This window comes from Nocardioides sp. CFH 31398, assembly GCF_022436705.1.
Classification (GTDB): Bacteria; Actinomycetota; Actinomycetes; order Propionibacteriales; family Nocardioidaceae; genus Nocardioides.
Genome location: NZ_JAKUHT010000014.1, coordinates 52,262 through 64,545, shown reverse-complemented (window position 1 = coordinate 64,545; position 12,284 = coordinate 52,262). Strand labels below are relative to the sequence as shown.

General features: G+C 74.2%; 11 protein-coding genes. 4 read left to right on the top strand and 7 right to left on the bottom strand.

The window, feature by feature from the left end:
• Window positions 1-38 precede the first annotated feature (38 nt).
• A complete protein-coding gene (locus MJ876_RS13955; protein ID WP_240237057.1) occupies window positions 39-608 on the top strand; it encodes a DUF402 domain-containing protein in 570 nt (189 codons plus the stop codon).
• Here the strand turns inward: MJ876_RS13955 and MJ876_RS13950 are convergent.
• From MJ876_RS13950 to MJ876_RS13930, 5 genes are all read right to left on the bottom strand, one after another.
• The gene (locus MJ876_RS13950; protein WP_240237055.1) at window positions 536-2,035 is read right to left on the bottom strand and encodes a threonine/serine exporter ThrE family protein; all 1,500 of its coding nucleotides are present in this window, start codon (window positions 2,033-2,035) and stop codon (window positions 536-538) included. The genes MJ876_RS13955 and MJ876_RS13950 overlap by 73 nt on opposite strands.
• 108 nt (window positions 2,036-2,143) lie before the next feature.
• Window positions 2,144-3,256 (bottom strand): DNA polymerase IV, encoded by a 1,113-nt coding sequence (locus MJ876_RS13945; protein ID WP_240237053.1) that lies wholly within the window; start codon window positions 3,254-3,256, stop codon window positions 2,144-2,146.
• On the bottom strand, window positions 3,253-4,368 hold the full coding sequence (locus MJ876_RS13940) for an aromatic acid exporter family protein (RefSeq protein ID WP_240237051.1): 1,116 nt from the start codon (window positions 4,366-4,368) through the stop codon (window positions 3,253-3,255). The genes MJ876_RS13945 and MJ876_RS13940 overlap by 4 nt, the downstream gene beginning before the upstream one ends.
• A gap of 62 nt (window positions 4,369-4,430) precedes the next feature.
• Entirely contained in the window at window positions 4,431-4,787 is a 357-nt protein-coding gene (locus MJ876_RS13935) for a hypothetical protein (protein ID WP_240237049.1), read from the bottom strand.
• Window positions 4,788-4,959: 172 nt separating this feature from the next.
• Window positions 4,960-5,664, bottom strand: a complete 705-nt coding sequence (locus MJ876_RS13930) for a DUF1524 domain-containing protein (protein ID WP_240237047.1) — start codon at window positions 5,662-5,664, stop codon at window positions 4,960-4,962.
• 252 nt (window positions 5,665-5,916) lie between these two features.
• On the opposite strand from MJ876_RS13930, the gene MJ876_RS13925 reads away from it, so the two are divergent.
• The gene (locus MJ876_RS13925) at window positions 5,917-7,320 is read left to right on the top strand and encodes a wax ester/triacylglycerol synthase family O-acyltransferase (protein WP_240237045.1); all 1,404 of its coding nucleotides are present in this window, start codon (window positions 5,917-5,919) and stop codon (window positions 7,318-7,320) included.
• Here MJ876_RS13925 and MJ876_RS13920 read toward each other — a convergent pair.
• Window positions 7,226-8,470, bottom strand: a complete 1,245-nt coding sequence (locus tag MJ876_RS13920; RefSeq protein WP_240237043.1) for a site-specific DNA-methyltransferase — start codon at window positions 8,468-8,470, stop codon at window positions 7,226-7,228. The genes MJ876_RS13925 and MJ876_RS13920 overlap by 95 nt on opposite strands.
• 151 nt (window positions 8,471-8,621) lie before the next feature.
• Here MJ876_RS13920 and MJ876_RS13915 point away from each other — a divergent pair, with 151 nt between their 5' ends.
• On the top strand, window positions 8,622-10,085 hold the full coding sequence (locus MJ876_RS13915) for a cryptochrome/photolyase family protein (protein ID WP_240237041.1): 1,464 nt from the start codon (window positions 8,622-8,624) through the stop codon (window positions 10,083-10,085).
• Between the two features lie 78 nt (window positions 10,086-10,163).
• Here the strand turns inward: MJ876_RS13915 and MJ876_RS13910 are convergent, their stop codons facing one another.
• The gene (locus MJ876_RS13910) at window positions 10,164-10,604 is read right to left on the bottom strand and encodes a hypothetical protein (RefSeq protein WP_240237039.1); all 441 of its coding nucleotides are present in this window, start codon (window positions 10,602-10,604) and stop codon (window positions 10,164-10,166) included.
• Window positions 10,605-10,682: 78 nt separating this feature from the next.
• Here MJ876_RS13910 and MJ876_RS13905 point away from each other — a divergent pair, with 78 nt between their 5' ends.
• Window positions 10,683-12,278 (top strand): S9 family peptidase, encoded by a 1,596-nt coding sequence (locus MJ876_RS13905; protein WP_240237038.1) that lies wholly within the window; start codon window positions 10,683-10,685, stop codon window positions 12,276-12,278.
• Window positions 12,279-12,284: the final 6 nt, after the last annotated feature.

The window sequence follows — 12,284 nt, the reverse complement described above, 5'->3', positions numbered from 1 at the left end:
TCCCGCACCGACACCCCGCCGTCCGTCAGGATGGCGGGGTGTCGCGGCTCCAGCGGGTGCGGGTGCGCATGGCGAAGTGGGACGGCTCCCCCCACTGGACCTACGAGACCGTCGTCCTCGGCGAGGACACCCACGGGCTGTGGCTCGGCAGCCCCGTCGGCACCCGCTTCGAGCGGCCGGGGGCGTCGTACGCCCAGTCGCGGCCCCGGCTGCACCTCGTCGGCCACGACTGGTGCCTGCCGTCGTTCCAGGAGCCGGGCACCCCGTACGAGGTGTACGTCGACATCGCCACGCCCCCGGACCTCGACGGCGACGAGCTGCACTCCTTCGACCTCGACCTGGACGTCGTCCGCGGGCCGTCGGGCCGCACCTGGGTCGACGACGAGGACGAGTTCGCCGCCCACCGCCTGGCGATGGGCTACCCGCCCCGCGTGGTCGCGACGGCCAGCGAGACGTGCGAGCGCGTGCGCGCCGCGGTCGAGGCGCGTCTCCCGCCGTACGACGGGACCGCGGCGCGGTGGATGGAGCGGCTGGCTCAGCTCCCGCCGGTGTTCGGCGCGCCGGGCTCGTCCTCGGAGCGCTGGTCGGGGCGCTGGTCGGGGCGGTAGTCGGCGCGCACCGAGCGGGCACGGAACGGCCCCACCAGACGCGGCCCCGAGAGCCGGCTCTCCAGGCGGCGCGCCTCGCGCTTCAGGGGCTGGGCGATGTACTCGCCGAGGATCACCGCCGAGGCGATGGCCAGCGCGATCGTGATCGCCGTGATCATCGACAGCAGGCCGGAGGACACCATCTGGCTGTCCTCGGTCAGCAGGGAGAGGCCCCGGTAGATCGACAGGCCCGGCAGCAGCGGGATGACGGCCGGCACCGCGACGACCAGCGGCGGCACCCGCACCCGGCCCGCGACGCCGAACGCGACGAGACCGATGACGAACGCGCCGACCCCGGTGGCCAGGGGACGTGACGAGCTCGCCTCGAAGACGGCCTGGTTGACGCCGAAGGCGACAGCCGCGATGACACCGATGGGGGCGATGACCCGCCACGGCGCGTAGCAGGCCACCGCGAAGGCCGCTGCTCCGATGGCGGCGCCCGGTGCGGTGAGGACCAGCTCCTCCAGGGAGGTACGTCCCGGGATCAGCCGTTCGGGGGCCAGCCCGACGACCTCGGTGACGGTGAGCCCCGCGCTCACCCCGACGATGATGCCGGCGGTGGCGAGCAACGCCTCGGTGATCCGGGCCCCGGCCGTGATGTAGAAGCCCGACAGGGCGTCCTGCAGGGCGCCCATGAATCCGATGCCGGCGAGCAGCATGACGATGTTGGCGGTGACGACCAGCGACGGGTCGATCTCGTCGCTGAGGCTGGCCGCCGTGATCGCCAGCGTGGAGGCGAACGCCCCGCCCGCGACCTGCTGGTAGAAGTACGGCAGCCGGCGCCGCGCCATCGCGAGCTGGAGGCGGTCGATGCCGATCGCGGCCACGAAGGCGATCCCCAGCACGGGGAGGTCGCCGCCGAGCTGCAGCGCGATGCCCGCGCTCATCAGGCCCCAAGCCAGGCTGACGACCCCGCGCCTCGTCGTGTGCCCGGTGGAGGTGATCCGGGCCAGGCGGCTGCGGGCCTCGTCCGGCTCGACGCGGCCCAGCAGGATGTCGCTGACCAGGACGTCGACCGAGGTGAGGTCGGCGTAGTCGATGTCGCGCTGCTTGACCTGGCGCATGACGACGATCGGGGCGACGTACGGATCGGGCTGGGTGCTCATCGACAGCGACGTGAAGGTGACGTCGATCTCCGGCTGACGGACGCCGTAGTGGATGGCCACGGACTGCATCGTGGCGGTCACGTCGGCGGCGCCGGCGCCGCTGGACAGCAGCAGCTCGCCGATGCGCAGGGCCAGGTCGAGGACCTGGGTCGTGGTGCGGTCCACGGTGCGATCGGCCTCGCTGGTGACGGTCTGGGAGGGGGTCTGGTGGCGGTTCTGGATGCGGTTCTGGACAGGGGTCGGGCGGGTGTCACCGTCGAGCCGGTCGTGCACGTCGAGCATGCCGAAATCGTGTCAGTCCGAGGGGCCCCGGAGCCAAACGGCGCGGCCGTCCACCAGGGCAGGTGACGCATCGAACACCAGGGGGCGTCGCGACGTCCGGCAGCCGGCCTACGGCGGGGTCATCTCGAGGCGCACGCCCAGCAGCCGGACCTTGCGCAGCGAGCCGTCCTCCCGCGTGGTGGGGACCCTGTCCAGCAGCGAGACCGCCGCGGTCAGCAGCACCTCGGCGTCCGTGCTGGGCTCGGGCAGCTTGCGGATCCGGGTGAAGGTCGTGAAGGGCACGAACCGGATCTTGAGCCCCACCCGCGCGACCGCGCGCCCCTCGGCGAGCACGTCCTCGCGCGCCCTCGCCACGAGCTCGGCGAGCCCGGCGTGCACCTCGTCCAGCGTCTCCAGGTCCACCTGGAAGGTCGTCTCGTGGCCGTGGCTGACCGCCACCCGCGGGGTGTCGTCGACGGGCGAGGTGTCGACGCCGCGACCCATCCGCCGCAGCCAGGGCCCGGTGCTCGGCCCGAGGACGTCGGCGAGGTGGTGGACGTCGGCCGCGCCGAGGTCGGCGACCGTGCGGATGCCGAGCTCGCCGAGCCTCCGCGCCCAGCCGGGGCCGATCCCCCACAGCGCGTCGACGCCCTGCGGGCCCATCACGGTGGCCCAGTCCTCGCTGACGAGGCGGCCCACGCCGCGCGGCTTGCCGAACGACGTCGCCAGCTTGGCCTGCAGCTTGTTGTCGCCCACGCCCACCGAGCAGTGCAGCCCGGTCGCGTCGAGGACGGCGGCGCGCACGGACTCCGCGAAGCCCACCGGGTCGCCCAGCCCGCCCGCCGCCACGGCCGACGGGCGCGGGGCGACGAACGCCTCGTCCCAGCCCAGGACCTCGAGCACCACCGGCTCCCCGCCCCACGTCATCGCCCGCACCGTGTCCATCACCTCGACGCTGGCGGCGTCGTACGCCGCGTGGTCGGCGGCGAGGAAGACCGCGTCGGGGCACTTCCGGGCCGCGACGCGCAGCGGCATCCCGGACCCCACGCCGTGCTCGCGGGCGGCGTACGACGCCGTCGCGACGACGCCACGCTCGGTCGGGTCGCCGCGTCCGCCGACGACGACCGGCAGCCCGGCCAGCTCGGGGCGGCGACGGATCTCGACCGCGGCGACGAACTCGTCGAGGTCGACGTGCAGCACCGGCCCGCCCGGGCCGGTCCGACCGGTGGGGCCGGTGCTCACGGGTCGCGCTCGGCCATCGGGGGGATGGCGTCGGTGGCCTCCACGGCGGACATGCCCGTCAGGACCAGCAGGTCGGCCACCACCGACCGCATCTGCGCGAGCACGACCTCGGCCGACAGGTCGCCGGTCCGCTCGACGCGGGACGTGGCGGCCCCGATGGTGACCAGCCGCTCCCGCAGCTGCATCGGGACCCCCTCGGTCAACAGCTCGCCGGCGGTGATGTCGCAGGCGTCCGCGAGCTCGCGGCACAGCCCGGCGTACGTCGCGGGCATCGAGGAGCCCCGGTGCGCGGCCACCGCCGCGCGGCGGACGAGCACGCGGGTGCTGCGCAGCGCCCGGTCGATGGGCTCCACCAGGCCCGCGATGTGCTCGACGTCCGGGCGGTAGCGCGTCCGGAACGGCGAGACCCGCACCACCGCCAGGCCCTCGTCGGCCGCGCTGCGCAGCTCCCGGACCAGGTGGTCGGTGGACCGTGCGTCGGCGAGCAGGGCCGTCGCCGGACCGTCGTCACCGGAGGTCATCACCTCCGACGCGGCCCGCAGCAGCCGGCCGACCTTGCGCAGCACCTCCCCCGCCTGCAGCCGCGGGCGCCGCAACGGCGCCCGCGGCACCACGGTCGCCGCGACCAGGGCCACCGCCCCTCCCACCAGGGCGTCGACCCACCGGGTGAACCCCGCGGCCACGTCCGCCGGCAGCAGCGTGGCGACGATGATCGCCTGCACCGCCGCCTGGTTGACCAGCAGCGGGCTGCCGTCGAGCAGCAGGGCCGCCGACATCGCCAGGCCGACGATCAGGCCGACCTGCCAGGCCCCGGCACCGACCACGGAGACCAGCAGGTCACCGACGAGCACGCCGACCGCGACCCCGACCGCGACCTCCCCCACCCGGCGCAGACGCTGGCCGTACGACGTCCCGAGGCTGAGCACGGCCGCCGCCGGGGCGAAGAACGGGGTCGGGTTGCCGAGCAGGTCAGCGGCGATGAACCACGCCAACCCCGCCGCGATCGTGCACTGGCCGACGTGCCACCACTTCGCCCGCCAGCGGTCGACCCCGGCCCGGCCCGAGCTCCGGCCCCGCGCTCCCCAGTCCCGGGCCCGGCCCAGCGGTTCCATGACGCGATCGTGCCAGAGCCGGCCGACGCGGCGGGGGGCCCGGGCGTCCGGCCCCCGCCGCGTCAGCGGCGGGCGTCGTACCGTGCCCAGTTGATGGCCGTCTTGGTCGCCGCGAGGTCGCGGTACCAGACGCGCACCTCGGTGCGGCAGCGCACCCGGGCGACGGCCCGGTGGTACTCCCCGCACTCGGCCATCGACTCCGAGTGCGTCGGCGGGTGCAGCGCGGTGCCGTCGAAGCGGTGCACGGTGAAACCGTTGGCGGCGTCGCCGGTCACCCGCACGATCGTGTGGCCCGGCGGCCGCCACGACCCGGTGGCGCTCGGCTCCTGCGCCGAGGCCGCGCCGGTCGACCCGACGAGGGCGCCCACGAGCAGGGCGGCGAGCGTGATCAGCGCGGTCAGGGGCGTGCGTCGTCCCATGCGTCTCTCCTCCGTGTCGGCCCCGCCGGCGTGTCCGGCGGGGCGCTGGTGGGAAGGACGCTAGGAACGATCGACCACGCCGCGCGGGCCTCGCGCCGACGCCTGTGCAGGGACCGCACCACCCCGCGCCTGTGGACGCCCGGCGGCCCGCCGCGGGCCGTCAGGCGGGTCCTCAGCGGGCCCGGGTCACCGTGAGCGTCCGGTCGGAGCAGGAGTCCGCCCGCGAGATCAGCGCGCTGCGCTCGGCGCTGTCGACGGACAGGCGCCAGCGGATCTTCACCGCGGTGTACTCGAACACGTAACGGCACTGCTCGCGGCCGGGCTGCCAGTCGGCGGGGTCGGAGTCCGACTTCGAGGAGTTGGAGGAGACGGTGACGCCCACCAGCGAGCGGTAGTCGCCCAGGTCGTTGGCGAACGCCTGCCGGGTGGAGGAGTCCCAGCTCCGGGCCCCGGAGTCCCAGGCCTCGGCCAGCGGCACCATGTGGTCGACGCTGATGTCGGAGGCGCTGTAGCGCGAGACGCCGTCGTAGTAGGAGAACCAGCGGCCACCGGTGAGGGAGCAGCCGGACCCGACGGTCGGACGCTCCTCGGCCTCGGCGATGAGGACCTCGCGGCGCGCGTCGCAGCCGTCGCCGTCGGCGTCCACCCAGTGGCGGAACAGGTCGCGGCTGTAGCCGGTGCGGACCTCGGTGGCCACGGGCAGGTCCCGGACGGCGGTGCGCAGCGAGGCGGAGTAGGTCTCGGCGGAGGCGGCACGCGAGGTGTCCTCGGAGACCGCGGGGGCGGTCCCGGCGGGACCGACGAGGAGGGCTCCGGCGGCCACGGTGGCGACGGCGGACCCGGCGAGGAGGCGGCGAAGCGGGGTGAGGGCGGACATGGGGGCTCCCGAGAGTGGAGGGGCGGACGGCGCACACCCTGCCCCAGCAGGGGCCCCGGCGGGTGACCGCCGGACGAGTCGAGGGTCGATCAAGGGATTCCCCCGTCCCGGCGTGACGCCGGCACGACCCCGGCGTGACGGCGTCCCACCTTTTCGGTGAACGCACGTTGACCGAGCAGGTCACATCCCCTTGTGACGGTCACCACCTGCGCGGGATGATGGACAGTCCCTTCGTCCCCAGGAGCCGCCCCGGTGGTCACGCCACTCGACCCGACGTCACTGGCCTTCCTCTTCGCCGAGAACCGCGCGATGCCGATGCACGTCGGCGGCCTGCAGCTGTTCGCGAAGCCGGAGGGCGCCGGCCGGTCGTACTCCCGCGACATGTACTCGCAGCTGCGCGAGGTCGAGGAGATCGCCCCGCTCTTCCTGCGACGCCCGCACCGCTCCGCCGCGACGGCCGGGCAGTGGGTCTGGGAGACCGACGACCTCTTCGACATCGACTACCACGTGCGGCATTCCGGGCTGCCCAAGCCGGGCCGCATCCGTGAGCTGCTCGAGCTGTGCTCGCGGCTGCACAGCACCCGCCTGGCCCGCGAGCGCCCGCTGTGGGAGGCGACCCTGATCGAGGGCCTGCGCGACGGGCGGATGGCGCTGCACACGAAGATGCACCACGCCCTGGTGGACGGCGTCGCGGCCTCCCGCCTCGTGCAGAGCACCCTGTCGACCGACCCGGACGAGCGCGACATGCCGGCGCCGTGGTCGGCGGCCAACCGCACGCGCCGCCCGCCCAAGCAGGAGGAACCGGGCACGAGCCTGGCCGAGGTGCCGATCGAGGCGCTGCGCACCGCCTTCGGGATCAGCGCCGAGGCGGCCGGCATGCCGAGCGCCTTCGTCCGCACCCTGGCGCGGGGGCTGAAGAACGACACGTCGGCCATCTCCCTCTACGCCCCGCAGACGATCTTCAACCAGAAGATCACCGGCTCCCGGCGCTTCGCGGCGCAGGACTGGCCGATCGAGCGCATGAAGGCCGTCGGCAAGGCGACGGGCACGACCCTGAACGACGTCGTCCTCGCCATGTGCAGCGGTGCGCTGCGGTCCTACCTGCTCGAGCAGGACGCGCTGCCCGACCGCCCGCTCGTCGCGATGGTGCCGGTCGGGTTGAACGCGAAGAAGGTCCACCAGGCCTCCGCGGACGGCGGCAACGCGGTCGGCTCCGTGATGGTCCAGCTCGGCACGGACCTCGCCGACCCCGCCGACCGGCTCGCCTCGATCCACCGCTCGATGCAGGACGGCAAGCAGGCGCTGTCGTCGATGACGCCGGCGCAGATCATCGCCATGACCGCCGTGGGCCTCGCGCCGGCGATCGTCACGCCGATGCTGCGGATGCACAACATCCTGCGCCCGCCGTTCAACGTGATCATCTCGAACGTGCCGGGCCCGAAGGAGACGCAGTACTTCAACGGCGCCCGGCTCGACGGGCTCTACCCGCTGTCGATCCCGATCCACGGCATGGCGCTCAACATCACCTGCACGTCGTACGACGGCGACATGGGCTTCGGCGTCACCGGCTGCCGCCGGACGGTGCCGCGCCTGCAGCGGATCCTGACCCACCTGGACGACGAGCTGGCGTCGCTGGAGAAGGCCGCCGGGGTCTGAGGGTCGGCGCGGGCGGTGCGGCGCCGAGCCGGGCCGCGACCGCGTCGAGCCGCGCCCGGGTGACGTCGGCGGCGGTGGCGTACCCCGCCGCGGCCGCCCCGCTGCCGTCGACGACGGCCAGGTCGGTCTCGATGCTCGTGCACGTACGGCGGCCACCGTCCGCCTCGTTGAGCAGCGCCACGGCGTGGGCCGTCGTCCCCGACCCGGCGTAGGGGTCGAGCACGCGGGCGTCCGGCCCGGCGGTGCCGACGACCCGCCGCAGCAGGGCGGTCGGCTTGGGCGAGGCGAAGACCGGGGCGCCCAGCAGGTCCTTGATCTCGGCGACCGCGACGTCGGTGGTGCCGACCTCCTCGGCGTGCCAGACGCTGCGCAGCTTCTTGCGGCGCCCGGTCGTCAGCCAGTCGCGCTGGGCGACGTCGACGCGCGGCCCCAGCGGTGAGCGCACGGTGCGGCACACCAGGTCGTCGGGTCTCTCGGCGACCAGCGCGGCCGACCAGCGCCACACGGCGGGGGCGCCGTCGCCGAAGGTCGGCCACACCTCGACCGCGCCCTCGAAGGGCTCCGGGGACACCCGCCCGCCGTCCGGGTCGCCGTACAGCACGAAGCGCATGGAGGGCGCCGTCGCCGGGTTGAACCGCTTGTTCGTGTTGCGCAGCGGCAGGTGGCGGTAGCGACGGCCGTCGTCGGTGGCGAGCGGGAAGTCCCGTGGGTCCACGCCGTCCGGGCTGGTCGGGTCGAGGGTGCAGCGCGCGGGGTCGCGGGCGTAGACGAGCAGGTACTCGTGGGTCGACGCGAACCACCGACCCAGCTGTCGGCCCTTGACGTTCACCTCGACCACCAGCTGACCGAGGAACGCCTCCTCGCCGAGCACCTCGTCGCACAGCAGCCGCAGGTGGGCGACCTCGTGGTCGTCGATGCTCAGCCAGACCGCGCCCGTCGGCTCCAGCAGGTCGCGGACGGCCTCGAGCCGCGGCCGCAGGGCCGCCGTCCACGCCTCGTGCCCGCCGGCGAGGCGGTCGTCGTAGGCGAACCGGTGGCCGGTGTTGTACGGCGGGTCGAGGTAGGCGAGGTCGTAGCGGCGACCCTCGGCCGCCAGCCGCGCCATGACGTCGAGGTTGTCCCCGACGACCAGCTCGTCCCACGCCCCCATCGCCGCAACGTACCGGCCGGCCCACCACAGATCGAGACGCGAGGCCGGCCGAGGCCGGCCGTGGCCGGCCCACGGGCCCCCGGGACACGATCGCGGTCCGCGCACCGGGGCCGGGCGTGTCGCGCCGCGCCCGTGGGGGAACCCGGGGGTCATGGTCACCGCGCGTCTCGTGATGCCCCACCAGCTGTTCGTCGAGCACCTGGACGCCGACGAGGGCACCCTGATGGTCCTCGTCGAGCCCGACCTCTTCTTCCGCCAGTACCGGTTCCACACCCACAAGCTGGTGCTGCACCGCGCGAGCATGAGCCTCTTCGAGGCCAAGCTGGCCGACGCGGGCTTCACCACGGCGTACGTCGCCAGCGAGGCGGACCGCGGCACCGACGCCCAGCTGACCGCGCTGCTGAAGGATCGGAAGGTCGACGAGGTCACGTGCTTCGACGTCGTCGACGACTGGCTCGAGCGCGACCTGCGGCGGGTGGCCGGCAAGGCGGGCGCCGACCTCGACTTCCTCGAGACGCCCGGCTTCCTCACCACCCACGAGCAGGTGATGGCGCAGTTCGGCGAGAAGCAGCCGCGGATGTTCAAGTTCTACGAGTGGCAGCGTCGCCGCCTCGACATCCTCATGGACGGCGACGACCCGGTCGGCGGCAAGTGGTCGTACGACGCCGACAACCGCAAGCCGCTGCCCAAGGACCTCGAGATCCCCGACATGCCGCGCACCCAGCGGCGCCAGGAGGTCACCGACGCCATCGCGTGGGTCGCCGAGGAGTTCCCCGACAACCCCGGCGACCCCGAGCGGTTCTCCTGGCCGGTCACCCACGAGGTCGCCGAGCGGTGGCTGAAGAAGTTCTGCACCGACCGTCTCGAGCTGTTCGGTCCCTACGAGGACGCCATCGCCGCCGACGAGACGTGGATCTTCCACTCCGCGCTGTCGCCGCTCATCAACACCGGCCTGCTCGACCCGCGCCGGGTCGTCGACGCGGTGGTCAGGCACGCCCAGGCGAACGACGTCCCGCTGCCGAGCCTGGAGGGCTTCGTGCGGCAGGTCATCGGGTGGCGGGAGTACATGCGCGGCGCGTACGTCGCCCGCGGCCGCGGGATGCGGACCCGCAACATCCTCCAGCTGTCCCGCAGCCTCGACGAGGGCTGGTGGACCGGCGAGACCGGGCTCGACCCCGTCGACCGGGTGATCGAGCGGATCCTCGAGACCGGCTACGCCCACCACATCGAGCGACTGATGATCCTCGGCAACGCGATGCTGCTGCTGCGCATCGACCCCGACGAGGTCTACGAGTGGTTCATGGAGATGTTCGTCGACGCCTACGACTGGGTGATGGTGCCGAACGTCTACGCCATGAGCCAGTTCGCCGCCGGCGAGCTGATCACGACGAAGCCGTACGTGTCGGGCTCGAACTACGTGCGCAAGATGAGCGACTTCGCGAAGGGCGACTGGGCCGACGCCTGGGACGCGTTGTACTGGCAGTTCGTCGACGACCACCGCGACGGCTTCGCCTCCAACCCGCGCACGGCGATGACCGTGCGCACCCTCGACAAGATGAAGACCGAGAAGCGCGAGGCGCACGCCGAGGAGGCCAAGCGCTGGTTGAAGCGCTGAGCGGGCGCCCACCCGCACCGGAGGTCGAGGGGCGACGAGCCCCGGCGAGACAGCCGACCCTCGTCGTGCCCGGCGGTCTCACTCCGGGGGCGGCAGGGCCTTCGGGTCGGTGCGGGCGCCCGAGCCGGGACGGCGGGGGCGGAGGCGTTCGCGGCGGGCGGCGCGGGCGGCGCGCTGCTCGTCGGGGGTGACCCGCTTGTCGAGGTCGGCGTGGGCGACGAGGTCGGCGAGCGCCGGCCCGTCCGGGGCGGCGGGCGGGTGCACGGACACCGGCTCGTCGCCGGCGAACACGACGTACGCCGCGACCCCGCCGGGGGCGACGCGGAGCACGGACCCGTCCTTCAGCGTGTCCGCCTCGGCGAAGGCGTGGCGGCGGTGGCGGGCGAGGGTGACGCGGGCCGCGGCGGCGTCGGCGGCCTTCCTGCCGCCGTTGTCCCAGGCGAGCTTGGCCTGCGGCCCGTACTTCACGGCGAGCGTCGCGCCGCGCTTGGCGAGGCGGGCGGCCCTGGCGGCGTCCATCCCCGAAGGTTACTGCCGCGTAACCCGACGTCGGTGTGACGCGTTGCACCTCCAGGCCCACATCTCCCGGAGGTCCCCGTGGCACCACGCCCGATCGTCCGCTCCACCCGTGCCCTGCTCGGCGGCGTCCTCGCCGCCGGTCTGATGGCCGCCGCTCCCCCGCCGGCCGTCAGTGCCCCCGTGGCGTCCGCGGAGCGCGCCGGGACCCGGGTCGTCGACGGCTGCCTCGACTCCGTGGGCGACACCGAGACCCCCGCCCCGGTGCCGATCTGCTTCACCCTCTTCCGCCCCGAGGGCGCCACCGCGCGCACGCCGAAGCCGGTGGTCGTGCACAGCCACGGCTGGGGCGGCTCCCGGACGACGGACCCCGCGGCGTTCGAGCCCTTCCTGTCCCGCGGGTACGCCGTCCTGAGCTTCGACCAGCGCGGGTTCGGCGAGTCCGGCGGCAAGGCCCACGTCGAGAACCCGCGCTACGAGGGCCAGGACGTCCGGCGCCTCGTCGCGATGCTGGCGTCGAAGCCGTGGATCCGTCAGGACGGCCCCGGCGACCCGCGGATGGCCGCCATCGGCGGCTCCTACGGCGGCGGCTACCAGTACCTCGGCGCCTTCGAGGAGCTGCGGACGCGGGGCGAGCCCGTCTTCGACGCGCTGGCCCCGGAGATCACCTGGTGGGACCTGCGCCGCTCCCTCGCCCCCGCCGGCGCCGTCCGCACGCTGTGGGCGCTCGCCCTGTCGGCGGCGGGCGCGAACGACGTCCCCCGCGAGGTGCTGACCGGTCTGGCCGTCGGCGCCGCCGAGGGCGAGCTGCCGGACGGCGACCCCGAGGGGACGCCCGACCTGCGGGCGTTCTTCGCGAAGAACGGGCCGAGCCACCACGTCGCCCAGGGCCGCCGCCTCGACATCCCCGTCCTGGTCGGGCAGGGCGCCACCGACAACCTCTTCCCGCTCGAGGAGGGGCTGACCACCTTCGGCCGTGCGCTCACCCCCGAGGCACGACGCAGCAGCATCTTCGTCGGCTACAACGGTGGCCACACCCTGCCGTCGGCGTTCCCCGCCGGGGTCGGCGTCGCGGGCGACCCGTGCAGCCGCCGCCTGGCCGGCGGCGAGTTCGTCGACCTGACCGTGCGGTTCTTCGACGAGCAGCTGCGGGGACGTGACACCGGCCTGCGCGGCTACGGCAAGTACCACCTCGCCACCGCCGCCCCCGACGGCGCCCGCTGCACCACCGTGTCCGGCGTCCGGGCGGACCGCACCGTGGACGTCGAGGGGCCCCTCGCGACCACCACCGCGGCCGGGGCCCCGGTGACCGCCGAGGTCGCGCAGGGTCCGATCCGGGTCGCCGGCATGCCGTTCGTCACCGCCGACGTCACCGCCCTGGGCGTCGGCAACCGCGCCTTCTACGCCCTGGCCGTCGGCACCTCCCCGGCCGACGCCAGGATCGTCCAGAACAACGTGCTCCCGATCTCCGAGCCGACCCCGGTGACCGGTGAGCCGCGTCGCATCCGGCTGCCCGCCGTCGCGGTCGACGTCCCCCGCGGTCAGAACCTCTACCTGCTCGCCACGCCCACGTCCGACATGTTCACCGGGATGGCGAGCCGGACGCCGGGCGTCGTGTCGCTGGACGACATCCGCGTGCACCTGCCCGTCGTCGACGGGCGGCAGGGCGGGGCCTGACCGCGT

Excerpts from the sequence above, each read along its gene's own strand:
- MJ876_RS13910 (WP_240237039.1), bottom strand. The coding sequence starts at position 10,604 with ATGGACGCCGCCAGGGCCGCCCGCCTCGCCAAGCGCGGCGCGACGCTC.
- MJ876_RS13940 (WP_240237051.1), bottom strand. The coding sequence starts at position 4,368 with ATGGAACCGCTGGGCCGGGCCCGGGACTGGGGAGCGCGGGGCCGGAGC.
- MJ876_RS13920 (WP_240237043.1), bottom strand. The coding sequence starts at position 8,470 with ATGGGGGCGTGGGACGAGCTGGTCGTCGGGGACAACCTCGACGTCATG.
- MJ876_RS13950 (WP_240237055.1), bottom strand. The coding sequence starts at position 2,035 with ATGCTCGACGTGCACGACCGGCTCGACGGTGACACCCGCCCGACCCCT.
- MJ876_RS13930 (WP_240237047.1), bottom strand. The coding sequence starts at position 5,664 with ATGTCCGCCCTCACCCCGCTTCGCCGCCTCCTCGCCGGGTCCGCCGTC.
- MJ876_RS13915 (WP_240237041.1), top strand. The coding sequence starts at position 8,622 with ATGGTCACCGCGCGTCTCGTGATGCCCCACCAGCTGTTCGTCGAGCAC.
- MJ876_RS13935 (WP_240237049.1), bottom strand. The coding sequence starts at position 4,787 with ATGGGACGACGCACGCCCCTGACCGCGCTGATCACGCTCGCCGCCCTG.